Source organism: Amycolatopsis antarctica, from assembly GCF_002262875.1.
GTDB lineage: Bacteria > Actinomycetota > Actinomycetes > Mycobacteriales > Pseudonocardiaceae > Amycolatopsis > Amycolatopsis antarctica.
This window is the reverse complement of record NZ_NKYE01000016.1, coordinates 134,838-152,999: the sequence shown is the minus strand read 5'-3', so window position 1 is coordinate 152,999 and position 18,162 is coordinate 134,838. Positions and strand designations below refer to the sequence as shown.

The window sequence follows — 18,162 nt, the reverse complement described above, 5'->3', positions numbered from 1 at the left end:
CGCCGCCTGCCCCGGCCGGGCAGGACCCGCACTAGGCTGACGCGGTGACGTCCGCACAGATCACACTTACCGTCCGGCACACCCCCTCCGCACTCGACGCCCGTCGCGGCGTCGTCCGGCTGCACCCCGAGGTACTCGACGCGCTGGGCCTGCGCGACTGGGACGCGGTCCGGCTCACCGGCGCCCGGTCCAGTGCCGCGCTGGCCGCGCCCGCCTCGGCGGACGCCACGCCGGGCGCCGTCCTGGTCGACGACGTCACCATGTCCAACCTCGGGCTCACCGAGGGCGCCGAGGTCGTCGTGTCGCCCGTCAAGGTCTCCGCGGCCCGCACGGTCACCGTGGCCGGGTCCCGGCTGGCCAGCGTCTCGCTGCCGCCGCACACGCTGCGGCTGGCACTGATCGGCAAGGTGCTCACCGTCGGCGACGCCGTCTCGCTGCTGCCACAGGACCTGGCACCGCCGCCCGGCGCGGACGTCTCCACCGCGCGCAGCCGTCTTTCCGGCGCGATCGGCGCCACCTGGACCACCGAACTGCTGACCGTGACGGCCACCGAGCCCGCGGGCACCGTGGCGATCGGACCGTCCACAGTGGTCGGCTGGCGGGACGGAGCGGCGGCCGCCGCGGTTCCTGCCGGGTCGTCCGGCGGCTCGGGCACCACCACGCTCACCGCGACCGGCGGCACGCCGTCCACTGTGGACGACGTGCTGGACGCCGAACTCGTCGAGGAGGACCCTGCCGAGGACCCGGCACCGCCGGTGGCCGACCTCGCCGGCGCGGGGCCCGCGGCCCGCAAGCTGGCCGAGTGGTTCGATCTCGCGTTCCACCGGCCGGAACTGCTCGCCAAGCTGGGCACCTCCGGTCAGCTCGGCGTCCTGGTGGCCGGGCCGGAGGGCGCGGGCAAGGCCACACTGGTGCGTTCCGTGGCGCAGGCGGAGAAGGTACGGGTGGCCACACTGTCCGCACCGAACGTGGCGGTACTGGAACCGGGCTCGGCCGCCGCGCGGGTGCGCGACGCGGTCGACCGGACGGCCGCGGGCGAGGGCCCCGGGGTCCTGCTGATCACCGACATCGACGCGCTGCTGCCGGGCAGCGAACCGCCGCCGGTGGCGACCGTCGTGCTGGAGGAACTGCGCACGGCGCTGGCCCGGCCGGGACTCGCGGTGGTCGCCACCACGGCGCACCCCGAAGGGGTGGACCCCCGGCTGCGCGCGGTGGAGCTGCTCGACCGCGAGCTGACGCTGTCCCTGCCGGATTCGGCTGTGCGTAAGGAACTTCTGCGCATTCTGCTGCGCGACGTGCCCTTGGAGTCCGGCGTGGACTTCGCGAACATCGCCGAGCGGACGCCGGGCTTCGTCGCCGCCGACCTGATCGCGCTGCGCCGCGACGCCGCACTCCGCGCCGCCCTGCGCCAGCGGGACTCCGACGAACCGCGGATCGCCGAACAGGATCTGCTCGACGCGCTCGCCAGCGTGCGCCCGATCTCGATGTCCACTTCGGACACCCTGGCGACGGGCGGACTGAGCCTCGACGACGTCGGCGACATGACCGAGGTGAAGCAGTCGCTGACCGAAGCGGTGCTCTGGCCGCTGCGCTACCCCGATTCCTTCGCCCGGCTCGGCGTCGCCCCGCCCCGCGGCGTGCTGCTCTACGGTCCGCCGGGTGGCGGGAAGACCTTCCTGGTCCGTGCGCTGGCGGGCACCGGGGCGCTGAACGTCTTCGCGGTCAAGGGTGCGGAGCTGATGGACAAGTGGGTCGGCGAGTCGGAGCGCGCGGTGCGGGAGCTGTTCCGCCGCGCCGCCGAGGCGGCGCCGTCGCTGGTGTTCCTGGACGAGATCGACGCGCTGGCCCCTCGTCGCGGGCAGTCAAGCGACTCCGGGGTGTCCGACCGGGTGGTGGCCTCGCTGCTCACCGAGCTCGACGGGGTCGAGCCGATGCGCGAGGTCGTGGTGCTCGGTGCGACAAACCGTCCCGACCTGGTGGATCCGGCGCTGTTGCGGCCGGGCAGGCTGGAGCGGCTGGTCTACGTCCCGCCGCCGGACGCCGAGGCTCGCGCCGCGATCCTGCGCGCCACCTCGAAGAACACCCCGCTCGCGTCCGATGTGGACCTGGACGCGACGGCGGCAGAGCTGGACCGGTACTCGGCGGCGGACTGTGCGGCACTGATCCGCGAGGCCGCGCTGACGGCGATGCGTGAGTCGCTGGAGGCGGCCGAGGTGACGGCCGCGCATCTCGCCACGGCGCGCGAGGCCGTGCGCCCGTCGCTGGATCCGGCGCAGCTCGCCGATCTGGAGGCCTACGCGGCCAAGCGGGCCTGACCGGAAGCAGGACCGCCGACGTGTTCTCGGCGCCGGGCCTGCTGGTCCGGCGCCGAGCGTGTCTCAGCTCCCGGTCTTGCCGCCGCCCGCCTGGTAGTCGTTGGTGACGATGACGATCACGCCCTCGCTGGAGTCGCGGATGCCGTCGAATCGGGCCTCGACGCGCATGCCGAAGGATGCGGCGAGCGCTTTGGCCGCCGTCTCCTCGTCCGTCCCCGGGCGGTAGTAGGCGGTGGTGGTGGGGATGATGCCGGAGGAGTAGTTGCTGAACTCCGCCACGTTCCAGCCCTGCCCGCGCAGATCCTGTCCGGCGCGTTCGGCGAGTCCCTTGATGTTGCTGTTGTTGTAGACGCGCACGGTGACCCACTTGGCCGAGGCCTGCTGGTCGCCTGCCACTCCGCCCTGGTCCCCGCCGGGCTCGCCCCCGGGCTGGGTGCCGGGGGGACCACCGGGTTCGCCGGGCGCCGGGGTGGGCGCTGCGCTGGTCGGGCCGCCGGGCTCGCCGGGGCCCGGTGAGGGAGGGGTGGTCGGCTGGCCGGTCGGGCTCGGCGTGGCGGTGCCGCCGGGACCGGGGGTCGGCTCGCCGGGAGGCACCGGGACTCCGCCAGGACCGTCGGGAGCGGAACTGGACGGCGGCGCGGCGGTGTCCTCGGAGTCACCGGTGGTGACCAGCGTGACCCCGCCGACGACGGCCGCGACGGCGGCGATACCCAGCAGTGCGATGCCCGCGGCCCTTGCCGGGCGCGAGACTCCTTCGAAGGCGTTCATGGCAACTCGATCCCCAGCCGGCGGGCGGCCCGCGTACGTTGTCTGGCGGCCCTGGTCTTGCGCAGTCGCTTCACGAGCATCGGATCCGCCCGCAGCGCCTCCGGCTTGTCGATCAACCGGTTGAGCACCTGGTAGTAGCGCGTGGAGGACATGGCGAACAGTTCCCGGATCGCCTGTTCCTTCGCGCCCGCGTACTTCCACCACTGACGCTCGAAAGCGAGAACTTCCTGCTCCCGGGCCGTCAGGCCGTCGGCCTGGGTGGTGTCCGGGGCCTGCTGGGCGGGCGGGGACGGCTGGTCGTGCCGGGCCGTCGACTCCGCGGCGTCCATCTGGCTCCTCGCAATCGTCTCCGGTGCCGTGCGGAGGAATGACAAGCGTGTCATTCCACGGCGCCATTAGATCACGCACCACCGACAGTCGTCGGCTATCACGGCCCGGCGCGTCACGGTCGCGCGCGCGGGTAATATTCGCCCGCGTGACCGTCCACGCCATCCGCATCGCAGGCGACCCAGTGCTGCACAACCCCACCCGTGAGGTGGAGGTGTTCGACGACGCGCTGCGCACTCTCGCCGACGACATGTTCGAGACGATGTACGCCGCCGAGGGGGTCGGCCTCGCGGCCAACCAGATCGGCGTCGACCTGCGGCTGTTCGTCTACGACTGCCCCGACGACGAGGGCAACCGGCACCGCGGCCTCGTCGTGAACCCGCGTCTGTCCACTTCGGAGATCCCGGAGACGATGCCGGACCCGGACGACGACTGGGAGGGCTGCCTTTCGGCGCCCGGCGAGTCGTACCCGACCGGCAGGGCGGCCAGGGCGGCGGTGACCGGCACGGATCTCGACGGCAACCCGGTCGAGGTGGAGGGCACCGGCTACTTCGCCCGCTGCCTGCAGCACGAGACCGACCACCTCGACGGTTACATCTACCTCGACCGGCTGGTCGGCAGGCACGCCCGTGAGGCGAAGCGGATGCTCAAGCGCAACGGCTGGGGCGCTCCGGGCCTGAGCTGGCAGCCGGAGCCCGCCCCCGCCGAGGGCTGACCCGCCGGGGGTACCCGGCACGACCGCGTACTCGGCAGGCGCCCCCGCCCACCCCGCACGCCCGGAAACCGCAATACGTCGACATATTGCGGTCGGGGCGGCCGCAATATGTCGACGAATTGCGCTCGCGGACGGTCAGGGGTGCGCGCTCGCGGCAACCGCGGCCAGGTCGCCCGCACTTCGGGCGGCCGGGCCGCGGCGGGGACCCGTCAGAGGGCCCAGGTGTCGGCCATCCGGCCGGCCGCGCACAGCCCGACGTCCAGGACGAAGGCCGCCGCCGTGCCGCAGCCGCCCGCCGGGTCGACCGGCTGACCGTGACCCATCCCGGTGATCCGGTACGTCTCGACGGCCTCGCCGTAGACCTCGTGCGGGAAGCCGGCCACGGTGTCGCTGCCGGTCGGCTCGGGCGCGACGCCGCGCACGTCCGTCCACTGGTCGGCCAGCTCGCGCTGATTCGCGACGGCGACGGTGTAGTCCGCGTCGCCGTGCCAGACGGCGACCGAGGCGCCGGTACCGGACCCGGCGGCCCGGACCAGGTCGCCCCACTGCGCCGGCGTCTTGTCGGTGCCGGGGTTCATGCAGGTGAAGGCCTGCACGGCCGAAGTGGCGCAACCGAAGGGCAGGCCCGCGACGACGGCACCACCGGCGAAGACGTCCGGGTAGGCCGCGAGCATCGCCGCGGTCATCGCGCCGCCCGCCGACAGGCCGGTCACGTAGACCCGCGCCGGGTCGGCACCGGTGTCGGCGACGGTGCGCGCCACCATCTGCGCGATCGACTCGGCCTCTCCGCCGCCGTTGCCGGTGTCACCACTCTCGAACCAGTTGAAGCAGCCGTTGAGGTTGTTGCCCGCACGCTGCTCCGGGAGCACGAGCGCGAATCCACGCTCGTTCGCCAGGGACAGCCAGCCGGTGTCGGTGCCGTAGTCGGTGCCGTTCTGGGTGCAGCCGTGCAGTGCCACCACGATGGGCGCACCGGCGGGCAGGCCCTCCGGGACGGCGCGCAGCATCCGGAGGTCGCCGGGGTCGCTGCCGAATCCGGTGACCTCCACGATCTCGCCCGCCGCGGCGTTCGCCTGCGCGGCGGGGCTCATCACCGCCGCGGCCGCGATCGCCGCCACCAGTGCCAGAAGCCGTCGCATCCCACACACCTCCCGATCGGTTCGTACTCCGGATCGGAGATTACGAACACCGTTGTCCGGCGGAAAGGTCCACCGCCCACACACCCGCGACGGTGGCAGTGTGGGCGCACGCCGCCCGTCCGGCCCCTTGAGGTCTGCGTCCTCGCGTGGCATGGTCGGGGCACAACCTCACAACGCGGGAGCTCGCGCCTTGGCGGGCTGAGAGGGCGGCTGGACTTCGTTTCCGGCGCCGCCGACCGCATGAACCTGACCGGGTAATGCCGGCGTAGGGAGTGCTTTCCATGACGTCTCAAGCCTTTTCCATGCCCAAGGACCGTTCCTCGGTGCGGCCGAGCGTTACCACCGGGCCGATCACCGGCTCGCGCAAGGTGTACCGGCCGACCGAGTCGGGCCTGCGTGTTCCGGTGCGGCGCATCGATCTGACCAACGGCGAGCATTTCGACGTCTACGACACCTCCGGCCCCTACACCGACCCGGACGCGGCAATCGATGTCCACAAAGGACTGGAGCCGCTGCGTTCCGGCTGGGTGGACGGCCGCGACCGGAACACCCAGCTCGGCTGGGCGCGGCAGGGGGTGATCACCAGGGAGATGGAGTACGTCGCCGCCCGCGAACGCGTGACAGCGGAGTTCGTCCGCGAGGAGGTGGCGCTGGGACGTGCGGTGATCCCGGTCAACCGCAGGCATCCCGAATGCGAGCCGATGATCATCGGCAAGAACTTCCTGGTGAAGGTCAACGCGAACATGGGCAACTCGGCCGTCTGGTCCTCGGTGGAGGAGGAGGTGGACAAGATGGTGTGGGCCACCCGCTGGGGTGCCGACACGATCATGGACCTGTCCACCGGCAAGCGAATTCACGAGACCCGCGAGTGGATCATGCGCAACTCCCCCGTTCCGGTCGGCACCGTGCCGATCTACCAGGCGCTGGAGAAGGTCGGCGGCGAGCCGGAGAAGTTGTCATGGGAGCTGTACCGCGACACCATCGTCGAGCAGTGCGAGCAGGGCGTGGACTACATGACGGTGCACGCAGGGGTGCGGCTGCGTTACGTGCCGCTGACGGCGAAGCGGGTCACCGGGATCGTCTCCCGCGGGGGTTCGATCATGGCGGCCTGGTGCCTGGCGCATCACCGCGAGTCCTTCCTCTACGAGAACTTCGCGGAGCTGTGCGAGATCCTGCGCTCCTACGACGTGACGTTCTCCCTCGGTGACGGCCTGCGTCCCGGTTCCATCGCGGACGCGAACGACCGCGCCCAGTTCGCCGAACTGGAGACCCTCGGCGAGCTGACGCACATCGCCCGCGCGCACGAGGTCCAGGTGATGATCGAGGGGCCCGGCCACGTGCCGATGCACAAGATCAAGGAGAACGTGGAGCTGGAGGAGAAGCTCTGCGGCGAGGCCCCGTTCTACACGCTCGGTCCACTCGCGACGGACATCGCGCCCGCCTACGACCACATCACCTCGGCGATCGGCGCCGCGCAGATCGGCTGGTACGGCACGGCGATGCTCTGTTACGTCACGCCGAAGGAGCACCTCGGCCTGCCGGACCGGGACGACGTGAAGACGGGCGTCATCACCTACAAGATCGCCGCGCACGCCGCCGATCTGGCGAAGGGACACCGTTACGCACAGGACTGGGACGACGAACTCTCCAAGGCGCGCTTCGAGTTCCGCTGGCACGACCAGTTCAACCTCTCGCTCGACCCGGACACCGCGCGCTCGTTCCACGACGAGACGCTTCCCGCCGAACCGGCCAAGACGGCGCACTTCTGTTCCATGTGCGGGCCGAAGTTCTGTTCGATGCGGATCACCCAGGACATCCGGGACTACGCCGACCGGCATGGACTGTCCACTGTGGAGGCGATCGAGGCGGGGATGGAGGAGAAGTCCGCCGAGTTCACCGAACAGGGTGGCAAGGTGTACCTGCCGGTGGTGGAGCAGGACCGGTGACGGCCCGGACACCGCCGACGGCGCTGACCATCGCGGGATCGGACTCCGGTGGCGGTGCCGGAATCCAGGCCGACCTGCGGGCGTTCTTCGCCTGCGGGGTGCACGGGATGACGGCGGTCACCGCGGTCACGGTGCAGAACTCCCTCGGGGTACAAGGTTTCACCGAGATCCCGCCGGAGGTGGTGACGGCGCAGATCGCCGCGGTTGCCGGCGACATGGGAGTCGCCGCCGCGAAGACCGGGATGCTCGCCACCGCGGAGATCATCGAGGCGGTGGCCGCCACCCTCGACGAAGTCCACATCGGACAGAACGCGGCGGTACCACTGGTCGTGGACCCGGTCGCGGCCTCGATGCACGGGGACACCCTGCTGCGAGCGGAGGCATTGGAGGCCGTGCGGGCGGAGCTGTTCCCGCGCGCCACGCTCGTCACGCCGAACCTGGACGAGGTCCGGTTGCTGACCGGCGTTCAGGTGGTGGATCGAGCCGGGCAGCGCGAAGCCGCGAAAGCCTTGCTGGACCTGGGACCGCGCTGGGTTCTGGTCAAGGGCGGGCACATGTACGACTCGCCTGAGTGCGTGGATCTACTCTCCGACGGCCGGGATGTCGTGGAACTGTCCGGGAAACGACACGAGTCGCCGCACACGCACGGCGGCGGTGACACCCTGGCATCGGCCGTCACGGCCTCGCTGGCCCACGGGCTGGACCTGCCGGACGCGGTGGCCGCGGGCAAACGCTTCATCGAACGCGCGGTGGCCGAGTCGTATCCGCTGGGCGCGGGAACCGGCCCGGTGTCCCCGTTCTGGCGACTCGTTCCAGGAGGCTTCTGAGCGCGTATCGTTTCGCCGGACGCCGTCCGAGCCGAGGAGCACGACATGATCATCATCGCGGGCAGGCTGTACGTCGCGCCGGGCGAACGGGACGGATACCTGAGGTCCTGCCGGGACGCCATCGAGCAGGCCAGGGTGTCGGCGGGCTGCCTGGACTACTCACTGACGGCCGACCCGGTGGAACCGGGCCGGATCAATGTGTACGAGCGCTGGGAGTCGAACGAGGAGCTGATGCGCTTCCGGGGCGACGGCCCGGATTCCGCCCAGCACGGGCAGATTCTCGACGCGTCGGTGGCCAAGTACCGTATCTCGTCGGTCGAGGAACCGTAACCCTTCGCCGTTTTTTCTGCCATTGTGAGAAAAAGTGGTGACTGTCCGACTGTATCGACGAGGCGGTATTGCGTTACCGGATCTTGTTGACGACACTGACCGCTCGCGGCACTGACAGCGCCGCTCGTGAATCCGGTCGCGGCTACGGGAATCAGCGTGCCGGACACGCGGAACCGACCTGCGGACGGTACGGGCCAACCATTCCGTCCGCGGCACGAGAAGCGGGAGATGTCGTCACATGCCAGGCGCCCGGATCATCGACGTCGTCAGTTTCATGCCCGAGCGGATAGTGTCGAACGTGGCAGAGAGCCCGGACGGCACGGGTACCGCCACCTCGGACCAGTTGGCCGGACACGAGTTCTTCGAGGGGATCGCCGAACGCCGGTTCGCCTCTCCCGACTACACCTCGACGGAGCTGGGCGTCAACGCCCTCCGCAAGGTGCTCGAGCGAACCTCCACGCCGGCGGCCGATCTGGACATGATCGTCTACTTCAGCCAGTTCAACGACAAGTACCTGCCGGGTATCGGCCCCGACGTCCAGCACCTGGTGGGCGCGACCAACGCGACCGTGGCCCAGGTGGACACCGGCACGACGTCCTGGTTGTCCGGCATCCGGGCGGCGCAGGCGTACATCGAGTCCGGGCAGCACCGAACGGTCGCGGTCCTCTCGGTCACCAACTTCGTTTCCCGGTTGCCTGCCTTCCAACATGTTCACGCCTCGCGGGTACTGGGTGACGGCGCCACGGCCACCTTGCTCACCGAGGGCGAGCCCACGGTGCTCGCCGCCTACGAACGGTCACACGGGGAGCACGCGGGGCTGCTGGAGTTCGAGCCGGAGCCCGTCGACGGCGAGCAGCGGAGTTTCTGGCAGGACGGCAGTGGCCCCATCGCGGTGAAGTTCAGTAAGGAGCAGCTGGATTCGTTGCGGGGCATCGCTTTGTCGCTCGTTCCCAACGCCATCCTGGCCAGCCTGGAGAAGGCCGGACTGACACCTGACGACGTGTCGCTGCTGCTGACTCACCAGCCCAACCGGGGAATGATCAAGGCCTGGCGGGAAAGCTGCGGGATCGAACCCGAGCGCTGCCACGACACGCTCGCCAAGTACGGCAACCTCTTCCACAGCTCACTACCGGTGACGCTCGCCGACGCTCTCGAACACGGCATGCTCAGTACCGGCGACATCGTGGCGCTGGGGTGCTTCTCGAACGCGGGCGACATGGTGAGCGCGATGACGATGCGCTGGAACGGCGCCACCTGAGCGTCGCCCGAGCCGGACGATTCCAGGGCGCTCTTCGGAAGTTTCCAGGACAACGGAAATGTGTCCGAGAGTTAACGTCGACGTGTATCGACAGCCACGGAATTCCACGGTAGCGGGCGGCCGACCCCAGTCGTTCCATTTGGGAACCCTTGACTTCCCACCGGTCCCCGATCGAAAATGGCTGACCGCCAAAGGTCGAGTCTCGACATTCTCGACCACCGTTCCGGCCGGCTCTCCACCGAATTACCCAACCGCGCCTCGGGCCGTCCGCAGCCAGCGAGCGGCGTCCCACCGGGCGCTTTCCACCACCGGTCACGCGCACGGCACCGATGCCGTGGCGAGCGCCGTGCCCGGAAGAACGCAGGTGAGGGAATCATGCGACTGGCCGACGCCCTGGTGGCGACTCTGCGCGACTGGGACACCCGATACGTGTTCGGCGTCAGCGGCGCCAACATCGAGCACGTACACGATGCGATACACCGGCTCGGTGCGGGACGGCTGGAATCGGTGCTGGCCCGGCGCGAGGACGGCGCGGCGTTCATGGCCGACGCCCGCGCCCGGGTACACCGCACGCTCGGCGTCTGCTGCTCGACCTCCGGCGGCGGCATGATGAACCTCGCCGTCGGGCTGGCCGAGTCCTACGCGGAATCCGTTCCGGTACTCGCCCTCATCGGCCAGCCACCGTCCTCAATGGACGGACGGGGCGCTTTCCAGGACTCCTCGGGCATCGGCCGGACGGTGGACGCGGCCGGGATGCTCGCGGCGTTCACCAAGTACGTGGCCCGTCCCGGTGTCGCGACGTTCTGGGACGACCTGCGTGCTGCCGTGCACGCGGCGCTCACCGGACGCCCCGGCCCGGTCGCCCTGCTGCTGCCCCGCGACGTGCAGGACAGCGACATCGGCCCGGCCCCGGACGGTTTTCCCTCCTCGCTCACCGATTTCCTCGACCGGCCCGCCGTTCCCGAGGACGAGGTCCGTGCCCTGTTCGACGTGGTCCGTTCCGCGCGCAGGCCGGTGCTGCTGGTCGGCCACGGCGTGCGCCGCGGCGGCGACCCGGGTGCGGTCACCCGGTTCGCTCAAGCGGCCGGCGTGCCCACTGCGACCACGATGTCCGCCCGCGCGGAGTTCCCCAACGAGGACCCGCTGTTCCTCGGCGTGGCGGGTCTGCCAGGGCACCCCTCGGCGCACGAGGCGATCCGGGACGCCGACTTGGTCGTCGTGGCCGGTGCCGGACTGAACGCCATGACCAGGGGCCCGCTCGGCGAACTGCCCGGCGGCCAGGTGGCCGTGGTGAACATCGACCCCGGCGAGGCACAGCGGTCGGTCGCGCCCCGGCTGGTCGTCCGTGCCGACGCGGGCGCGGTGTTCGAACGCCTGCTGGAGATGACCCGGGCCGAGCCGTTCGCCGTGCCGGAGAACGCCGCCCGCCCGCGCCGCCGCTTCGTCCCGCGCCTCGCCGAGCCGGTGCCGGGGCGCGAAAACCCCGGGAACGACGGCGACGACCTGCGGCAGAGCGAGGCGGTCGAGGTGCTGCGCGACTACCTGCCCGCCGGCGGGCATCTCGTGCTCGACGCGGGCAACTGCGCCTCCGCCGCGATCCACCTCTCCGACGTGCCGCCCGGCGCCTCGTCGACGATCGCGCTGGGCATGGGCGGCATGGGTTACAGCCTGCCCGCCGCCGTCGGCGCCCAGCTCGGCTCCGACCCCGGCACCCGCACCGTCGTGCTCTGCGGGGACGGGGCGTTCCTGATGAACGGCCTCGAACTGCACACCGCCGTCGAACTCGGGCTTCCTGTGCTGTTCGTGGTGTTCAACAACGCGATGCACGGAATGTGCGTAACCAGGCAGCAGGTGCTGTTCGACTCCCGGCTCGAAGCGGTGAAGTACGCGCCGGTGGACGTCACCGGGGTCGCGCGCGGGCTCGGTACGCCGGACCGGCTGTGGGTCGGCGGCGCGGGCACCCTGACCGAACTGCGCGAACGGCTCGCCGACTACCACCAGCGGCACCTCGCGGGACCGGGTGTGCTCGAACTGCGCCTGGCGATCGAGGAGGTGCCGCCGTTCACCACGCTGCTGCCCGCCGACGAGCCGACGGCGGTGGTGGAGCGGGTCGCCGTCCACGGCGCGTGCCGCTGATCGGCGGTAGCTTCGCGGGCGAGAGGCCCTGAGCGGGCGAAAACCCGGAGTGGACGAGGAGGCGCGGACGATGCGCATGGTGACCCAGCGGGATCACGGCGGCCCCGAGGTACTCGAACTGGTCGAGGTCGAACGTCCCGAGCCCGGCCCCACCGAAGTACTGGTCCGGGTACACGCCGCCGGGGTCAACCCGGTCGACTGGAAATCCCGTGCCCAGCAGGTGTTCATGGACGGTCCGCCCTACACGGTGGGCTGGGACGTCTCCGGTGTGGTCGAGTCGACCGGCTTCGGCGCCAGTTCACTGCGGGCGGGCGACGAGGTGTTCGGCATGCCGTGGTTCCCGCGTGAGGCGAGGGCCTACGGCGAGTACGTCACGGCACCGTCCCGCCACTTCGCCCGCAAGCCCGCGGAACTCTCGCACGAGGAGGCGGCCGGGCTGCCGCTGGCCGGACTGACGGCGTGGCAGGCCCTCGTCGACGTCGCGCAGGTACGGCAGGGGCAGCGGGTGCTGATCGACGCGGCCGCGGGCGGGGTCGGCCACCTCGCCGTGCAGATCGCCAAGTCCCGCGGCGCACACGTGATCGGCACGGCACGAGCGGCGAAACACGAGTTCCTGACCTCGCTCGGGGCGGACGAGACCGTCGACTACACGGCCGTCGACGTGGGGGAGAGCGTGCGGGACGTCGACGTGGCCCTCGGCCTGGTCGGTCCGGACAACGACCTGCGCCTGCTGCGGACCCTGCGTGAGGGCGGGCTGCTGATCGCGATCCCCGGCGGCGTCGCGGAACCGGTGGCCGAGGCGGCGGACCGGCTCGGTGTGCTCACCCGGGATCTGCTGGTGGAGCCCGACCAGCTCGGCCTGCGCGAACTCGCCGGCCTCGCCGCGGCGGGAGGCCTTCGCGTGCACGTGTCGCGGACGTTCCCACTGGCCGAGGCGAGCCGGGCACACGAACTCGGCGAGTCCGGCCGCACGATCGGCAAGATCGTCCTCGTTCCATAGCCGCAAGCCCGCCCGGTCTCGCCCCGGCAGAGGCGGGCGGCGACACTGGGACGATGAGCGCTCCACCGTCCGCACTGACCATCGCCGGTTCCGACTCGGGCGGCGCGGCGGGACTGCAGGCCGACCTGCGCACCTTTCTCACCTGCGGCGTGCACGGGCTCGTCGCGGTGACGGCGGTGACCGTGCAGAACACCCTCGGCGTGCACGACCGTTCCGATCTCCCGCCGCACATCGTGGCCGGGCAGATCGAGGCCGTGGCCGCGGACATGGGCGTCGGCGCGGCGAAGACCGGCATGCTCGCCTCCGCCGAGATCATCGAGGCGGTGGCCGGGGCCTGCGACCGCGCGGGCATCGGCCGGGACGCGGCCACCCCGTTCGTCGTGGATCCGGTCGCCGCGTCCATGCACGGCCAGCCCCTGTTCGACACCGACGGCCTGGCCGCGCTGCGCGAACTGCTGTTGCCGCGGGCCACCGTCCTCACCCCCAACCTGGACGAGGTGCGGCTGCTCACCGGCATCACCGCGCAGGACCGCCCCCGGATGCGCGAGGCCGCCGTCGCACTGCACCGGCTCGGGCCGCGGTACGTGCTGGTGAAGAGCGGCCACCTGGCGGACGATCCCGAGTGCGTCGACCTGCTCTTCGACGGCGAGACGTTCACCGAGCTGCCCGGGCCCCGTTACCGGACGCCGCACACGCACGGGGCGGGTGACGCGATGGCCTCCGCACTGACCGCGGGGCTGGCCAGGGGGATGCCGGTGGACCGGGCGGTGCGGTTCGGCAAATGGTTCGTCACCAACGCCGTCGAGCATTCCTATCCGATGGGGGCGAAGGTCGGCCCGGTGTCGGCGTTCTGGCGTCTCGCGCCCGAACCGCCGCTGCCCTGAGCCCCGGTACGACCCCGCCGTCGATGCGGAATCGGTTTCGAGTGCCGAAGTGTGGTGCCCCGATCCGGGAAACGCCTACGTGTATTGGATTTCGACGGCCGGAGCTACCCGGGCGGACGCGATACCGCGGTCAGGCTTGCCGAGCCGGAATCTCACCCTGGATTTGAGCACGGTTCCGGACGCGGCCTGGTCATCACAGAGGCCGTCTCCCACGAACAGGGTGAAGGTCCAGCGAGGGTTTCCCTCCCAGTCCGGCAAGGACTCGCTGCCGGCCTGAGCCAGTCTCGCACTCCACAGTTGCCTGGTCATCCCGGCGCGGGTGTCCTGGCCCGCCACGGTGAGGGCGTCCGCGGGCATGGAGACGATGTCCTCGTAGCTGCCCATGGGGACGCCGTACCTGCCGACGGTGGTCACGTAGAACCGAGCCCCACCTTCCCTGCCCGGCGAGAGCGTCGGCCTTGTCAGGCGGTCGTCGACGAAGTCGTCGGTCAGAGATTCATGTTGAAGCGTACGGAAACCCGCATCGCGCGGTTCGTGCGTGTCGAACTCATTGGCGGCCGGGACGTAGAGGATTCCGATTTCGGCGTCGTCGGCGAATCGATACTCTCGAAAGCGTCCGCTCATTTCGTCGACGACGGACGCCACTTCGTTCCACCAGGAACCGGACTGGCGGTCCAGGATCTCGCGAGGGTCCCGCACTGTCTCCCGCAGCGGAGCGAGCGTGGTCCAACCCGAGCGGCTGATCCGATCCGTCTCCCGTTCACGAACTACGTGGCCGTCCATGCGCCACAGGATGTCACGAAGGGCCGAGCACAATGCTCGGCAAACACGTTCTAGTCGTCCTCGCGCAGCAGCTCCTCCAGCGCGGGCAGGGCGGCGACCAGGGAGGCCCGCGTCTCCGGCGGCAGCCGGTCGATCCGCCGGTTCAGCTCCTGCACCCGGTTCGAGCGGACGCCGGACACCAGCCGCTCCCCCTCCTCGGTGGCGATGGCGAGCCAGGCGCGGCGGTCGACCGGGTCGGATTCGCGACGTACGTAACCGGACTCGACGAGCGCGGCCACGATGCGGGACATCGTCGCCGCGGCCACCCCCTCCTTCGCCGCGAGGTCACCGAGGCGGAGCTGACCGTGCCGCACCAGCGTCGCCAGCGCGGAGATCGCACCGTGCCCGGGCCCCGGGGCTCCCGCCTGGCGCAGTGCCCGGGAAAGGCGGCCCACCACCAGGAAAAGCCGGCCGGGTACGTCTGCGTTCTCCTCGGACGGCGACGTGACCACGACTGGCTCCCTCAGTGTTCGGCACCGGCCGGAACACGTGTACCGGCCGCGAAGTGCCGTCAACCTTACGTGTCCCCCACCGCGGCGCGCGGCGGACTCGACGCGTGTGCCCAGAAACGTTTCGGGATCCGCCCGGCATCCCTGGCCAGCCTGCCCGCCCGCACGGCGCATCGCATCGCGGTGGCCATCCGCTCCGGGTCCTGGGCCCTGGTGACGGCGGTGGAGAGCAGCACGGCGGCGCAGCCGAGTTCCATCGCCAGCGCGGCGTCGGAGGCGGTGCCGATTCCGGCGTCGAGTATCACCGGCACGCCCGCCCGGGAGACGATCAGTTCGATGTTGTGCGGGTTGCGGATGCCCAGCCCGGTGCCGATCGGGGCGCCAAGCGGCATCACCGCCGCGCACCCGGCCTCCTCCAGCCGCGAGGCCAGCACCGGATCGTCGTTGGTGTAGGCGAGCACGGTGAAACCGTCGGCGGCGAGGCGTTCGGCGGCGTCCAGCGTCTCGACCGGGTCCGGCAGCAGCGTGCGGTCGTCGGCGTGCACCTCGAGTTTGATCAGGTCGGTCTCCAGCGCCTCACGGGCGAGCTGGGCGGTGAGCAGCGCCTCGGCGGCACTGCGGCAGCCCGCCGTGTTCGGTAGCAGCCGGATGTTCAAGCGCCGCAACAACTCCAGCACGCCGGTGCCGCCCTCGGTGTCGGCCCGCCGCATCGCGACGGTGGTGAGTTCGGTGCCGGAGGCCACCAGCGTGCGCTCCAGCACCGCGAGGTTCGCGGCCCCGCCGGTGCCGACGACGAGCCTGGACGTCAGTTCGTACGCGCCGATCCGCAGTGGGTCGTCGTTCATCGCCGGTTCTCCTTCGGGTTCCCGGGGCGTGCGGGGCACGCGAGGACAGGTGTCACAGGGATGTGCCTCAGCCGCCCTGGACCGCGGTGAGCACGTCGAGGCGCGACCCGTCGGCGGGCACGATCTCGGCCCACCGGCTCCGGCCGACCACCTCGCCGTCGAGGGCGACGGCCACCCCCCGCTGCGCGGCGCCGAGTTCGCCGAGGACCTCGGCGAGAGTCGACCTCACGGCGAAATCCCGGTCGTTTCCGTTGACGCGCAAGGTTTTCCCGGTCATCGCATCCCCTCTGGATTCCGTCCGGGATGGGCGGGTACCGCGACGTCCGGTGGTGGTTTCCCGGCAAGCAGGTCCAGCACTGCGTCGGCGGTGACCGGGGCCAGCAGCAGGCCGTTGCGGGAGTGGCCGGTCGCCGCCAGCACCCCGTCCGGCAGCGGTCCGAGATAGGGCAGGTTGTCCACGCTGGTCGCCCGCGATCCGGCGGCGCACTCGACCAGCTCGTACTCGGCCAGCGCCGGAAACACCCGCTCCGCACCGTCGAGCAGCTCACGTACTCCGCGCGCGGTCACCGCGCGGTCGAACCCGGCCTCGTACTGGGTCGCGCCGAGCACCAGCTCGCCGTCCGCCCTGGGCACCAGGTACACCGGCCTGCCCTCGACCGTCGCCCGGACCGTCCGGCGTGGCGGGGGCAGGGTGCTCCGCCTGGCACGCAGGCGCAGTATCTCGCCCTTCACCGGCCGCACCCGCCCGTCCAGCGCGGGGTGCAGGCCCGCGCTGCACGCCCCGGCGGCGAGCACCACTGCGTCGCCGCGCACCGTCCCCGCCTCCGTCCTCACCGCTCCGGCTTCGACGGCGAGGGCCCGCTCCGGCAGGAACCGCACCCCGCGCCGCCCGGCCGTGCGATGCAGGGCGGTGAGCAGTTTCCGGTTGTCCACGGCGAGATCGCCCGGCACCAGCAGTCCACTGAGGACGGACACGAGACCGGGTTCGGCACGCCGCACCCGGGTCCCCGGCAGCACCTCCGCCGTCCGGCCGAGCGAACGCAGGTACCCGGCGAGCGCGTCGAGCCGCTCGGCCTCGGTGCGGTCCAGCGCCACGACGATCGTGCCCTCGGACGAAAGGCCGGGGTCGGCGCCCTCGGCGGCCAGTTCGGCGGCGAAATCCGGCCAGCGGCGCAGGGACTCCTCGCCGAGCCGCAGCGCGTCCTCCTCGCCGGGCCAGGCTTCGGTGACGGGGGCGAGCATCCCGCCCGCCAGCCAGGAGGCGCCCCTGGCCGGTTCCGGATCGACCAGCGTCACCTCGTGGCCGGCCGCCGCGGCACGCCAGGCGACCGAGAGGCCGATGACGCCGCCACCGACGACGATCGTGTTCGCCTTGCTGCTCATGGAAATCACGCTCCCTGCGCCGGCATGATCCGGATCAGGTTCCACGGTCGGAGCGGCAGCTCCCTCTCAGCCCGTGCCCCGGGCTCCCGTGCGGACGCCATCCACCGTAACGCGCCGGGCTACGCTCGCGCCATGCCAGGGATGACCGGGGAACAGATCAGGCAACGGCTGGCCGCGTCGCGGCTGTACCTATGCACCGGCGCCCGCGCCGATCGCGGCGATCTCGCGGAGTTCGCCGAGGCCGCGCTGTCCGGCGGCGTCGACGTGATCCAGTTGCGGGACAAGGCGGCGGGGGTGCCGATCGAGGCGAAACAGGAGATCGAGGCGCTGGAGATTCTGGCGAAGGCCTGCGCCCGGCACGGCGCGCTGCTGGCCGTGAACGACCGGGCCGACCTCGCCGTCGCGGTGGACGCCGACGTGCTGCACCTCGGCCAGGACGACATCCCGGTGCCGCTCGCCCGCCGGATCCTCGGCGAGGGGCCGGCGATCGGCCGGTCCACCCATTCGGCCGAGCAGGCGCGGGCCGGGGCGTCGGAGCCGGGTGTCGACTACTTCTGCACGGGTCCGTGCTGGCCGACCCCGACGAAGCCCGGCAGGCACGCACCGGGCCTGGAGCTGGTCCGCGAGACGGCCGCGTCCGGGACCGCGCGGCCGTGGTTCGCGATCGGTGGCATCGACCTCGGCCGGTTACCCGAGGTGTTCGACGCCGGGGCGTCCCGGGTCGTCGTCGTCCGGGCCATCACCGAGGCGGAGGACCCCGCGTCCGCCGCCAGGGCGATCCGCTCCCGCCTCCCCGCCTGACGGCCACCTCTCGCCCGAGACCGCGATACGTCGACGTACTGCGATTCGGGCCACCCTTTCGCTGACGCGAAGCGCCACCCGTACGACTGACGTACGGGTGGCGCTTCGGTGGTCACCGCGATGGCGGGTCAGCCTTCGGGGCGCTCCTGCCCGGCCGGTCCACGGCCACCGCCCGCCGTCGGCTGCGGTGTCTGCTGCGTCGGCTTGACGCTCGACG

Annotated in this window: 18 protein-coding genes and 2 riboswitches; of the genes, 10 read left to right on the top strand and 8 right to left on the bottom strand. The window is 71.4% G+C overall.

Going from position 1 to position 18,162, the window contains the following annotated elements; translation table 11 throughout:
* Positions 1-44: 44 nt before the first annotated feature.
* Positions 45-2,315, top strand: a complete 2,271-nt coding sequence (locus CFN78_RS22965; RefSeq protein WP_094864941.1) for an AAA family ATPase — start codon at positions 45-47, stop codon at positions 2,313-2,315.
* 63 nt (positions 2,316-2,378) lie between these two features.
* Here the strand turns inward: CFN78_RS22965 and CFN78_RS22960 are convergent, their stop codons facing one another.
* On the bottom strand, positions 2,379-3,083 hold the full coding sequence (locus CFN78_RS22960) for a LytR C-terminal domain-containing protein (protein WP_094864940.1): 705 nt from the start codon (positions 3,081-3,083) through the stop codon (positions 2,379-2,381).
* Positions 3,080-3,412 (bottom strand): DUF3263 domain-containing protein, encoded by a 333-nt coding sequence (locus tag CFN78_RS22955; protein WP_094864939.1) that lies wholly within the window; start codon positions 3,410-3,412, stop codon positions 3,080-3,082. Before CFN78_RS22955 ends, CFN78_RS22960 begins: the two co-directional genes overlap by 4 nt.
* Before the next feature lie 146 nt (positions 3,413-3,558).
* On the opposite strand from CFN78_RS22955, the gene CFN78_RS22950 reads away from it, so the two are divergent.
* Complete coding sequence (locus tag CFN78_RS22950; protein WP_094864938.1) at positions 3,559-4,125, top strand: peptide deformylase; 567 nt, start codon at positions 3,559-3,561, stop codon at positions 4,123-4,125.
* A 209-nt stretch (positions 4,126-4,334) separates the two neighbouring features.
* Here the strand turns inward: CFN78_RS22950 and CFN78_RS22945 are convergent, their stop codons facing one another.
* The gene (locus CFN78_RS22945) at positions 4,335-5,264 is read right to left on the bottom strand and encodes an extracellular catalytic domain type 1 short-chain-length polyhydroxyalkanoate depolymerase (RefSeq protein WP_094864937.1); all 930 of its coding nucleotides are present in this window, start codon (positions 5,262-5,264) and stop codon (positions 4,335-4,337) included.
* A 165-nt stretch (positions 5,265-5,429) separates the two neighbouring features.
* Positions 5,430-5,553, top strand: a riboswitch (TPP riboswitch).
* On the opposite strand from CFN78_RS22945, the gene thiC reads away from it, so the two are divergent.
* The 7 genes from thiC to thiD (CFN78_RS22910) all read left to right on the top strand — a co-directional run bounded on the left by thiC (position 5,546) and on the right by thiD (CFN78_RS22910) (position 13,645).
* On the top strand, positions 5,546-7,210 hold the full coding sequence (gene thiC / locus CFN78_RS22940) for a phosphomethylpyrimidine synthase ThiC (protein ID WP_276307353.1): 1,665 nt from the start codon (positions 5,546-5,548) through the stop codon (positions 7,208-7,210). It overlaps the preceding riboswitch by 8 nt.
* Entirely contained in the window at positions 7,207-8,037 is an 831-nt protein-coding gene (gene thiD / locus CFN78_RS22935) for a bifunctional hydroxymethylpyrimidine kinase/phosphomethylpyrimidine kinase (protein ID WP_094864935.1), read from the top strand. The genes thiC and thiD (CFN78_RS22935) overlap by 4 nt, the downstream gene beginning before the upstream one ends.
* Before the next feature lie 45 nt (positions 8,038-8,082).
* The gene (locus CFN78_RS22930; protein WP_094864934.1) at positions 8,083-8,367 is read left to right on the top strand and encodes a putative quinol monooxygenase; all 285 of its coding nucleotides are present in this window, start codon (positions 8,083-8,085) and stop codon (positions 8,365-8,367) included.
* Between the two features lie 238 nt (positions 8,368-8,605).
* On the top strand, positions 8,606-9,625 hold the full coding sequence (locus CFN78_RS22925; RefSeq protein WP_094864933.1) for a 3-oxoacyl-ACP synthase III family protein: 1,020 nt from the start codon (positions 8,606-8,608) through the stop codon (positions 9,623-9,625).
* A gap of 375 nt (positions 9,626-10,000) precedes the next feature.
* On the top strand, positions 10,001-11,761 hold the full coding sequence (locus CFN78_RS22920; RefSeq protein ID WP_094864932.1) for a thiamine pyrophosphate-binding protein: 1,761 nt from the start codon (positions 10,001-10,003) through the stop codon (positions 11,759-11,761).
* Between the two features lie 70 nt (positions 11,762-11,831).
* Positions 11,832-12,761 (top strand): NADP-dependent oxidoreductase, encoded by a 930-nt coding sequence (locus CFN78_RS22915; RefSeq protein ID WP_094864978.1) that lies wholly within the window; start codon positions 11,832-11,834, stop codon positions 12,759-12,761.
* A 53-nt stretch (positions 12,762-12,814) separates the two neighbouring features.
* A complete protein-coding gene (thiD, locus tag CFN78_RS22910; RefSeq protein ID WP_094864931.1) occupies positions 12,815-13,645 on the top strand; it encodes a bifunctional hydroxymethylpyrimidine kinase/phosphomethylpyrimidine kinase in 831 nt (276 codons plus the stop codon).
* Between the two features lie 75 nt (positions 13,646-13,720).
* On the opposite strand, the gene CFN78_RS22905 is transcribed toward thiD (CFN78_RS22910), so the two are convergent.
* From CFN78_RS22905 to thiO, 5 genes are all read right to left on the bottom strand, one after another.
* Entirely contained in the window at positions 13,721-14,428 is a 708-nt protein-coding gene (locus CFN78_RS22905) for a hypothetical protein (RefSeq protein WP_094864930.1), read from the bottom strand.
* Between the two features lie 50 nt (positions 14,429-14,478).
* Positions 14,479-14,919 (bottom strand): MarR family winged helix-turn-helix transcriptional regulator, encoded by a 441-nt coding sequence (locus CFN78_RS29595; RefSeq protein ID WP_240519636.1) that lies wholly within the window; start codon positions 14,917-14,919, stop codon positions 14,479-14,481.
* 65 nt (positions 14,920-14,984) lie between these two features.
* A complete protein-coding gene (gene thiG, locus CFN78_RS22895) occupies positions 14,985-15,761 on the bottom strand; it encodes a thiazole synthase (protein WP_094864928.1) in 777 nt (258 codons plus the stop codon).
* Between the two features lie 67 nt (positions 15,762-15,828).
* Positions 15,829-16,038 carry a sulfur carrier protein ThiS gene (gene thiS, locus CFN78_RS22890; RefSeq protein WP_094864927.1) on the bottom strand — a complete coding sequence of 70 codons (210 nt, stop codon included), beginning with the start codon at positions 16,036-16,038 and terminating at the stop codon, positions 15,829-15,831.
* A complete protein-coding gene (thiO, locus tag CFN78_RS22885) occupies positions 16,035-17,144 on the bottom strand; it encodes a glycine oxidase ThiO (RefSeq protein WP_094864977.1) in 1,110 nt (369 codons plus the stop codon). The genes thiS and thiO overlap by 4 nt, the downstream gene beginning before the upstream one ends.
* A riboswitch (TPP riboswitch) is annotated at positions 17,139-17,244 on the bottom strand. (Overlaps the previous gene by 6 nt.)
* Positions 17,245-17,276: 32 nt before the next feature.
* Here thiO and thiE point away from each other — a divergent pair.
* Positions 17,277-17,945, top strand: coding sequence for a thiamine phosphate synthase (gene thiE, locus CFN78_RS22880; protein ID WP_094864976.1), 669 nt, complete (start codon positions 17,277-17,279; stop codon positions 17,943-17,945).
* Positions 17,946-18,162: the final 217 nt, after the last annotated feature.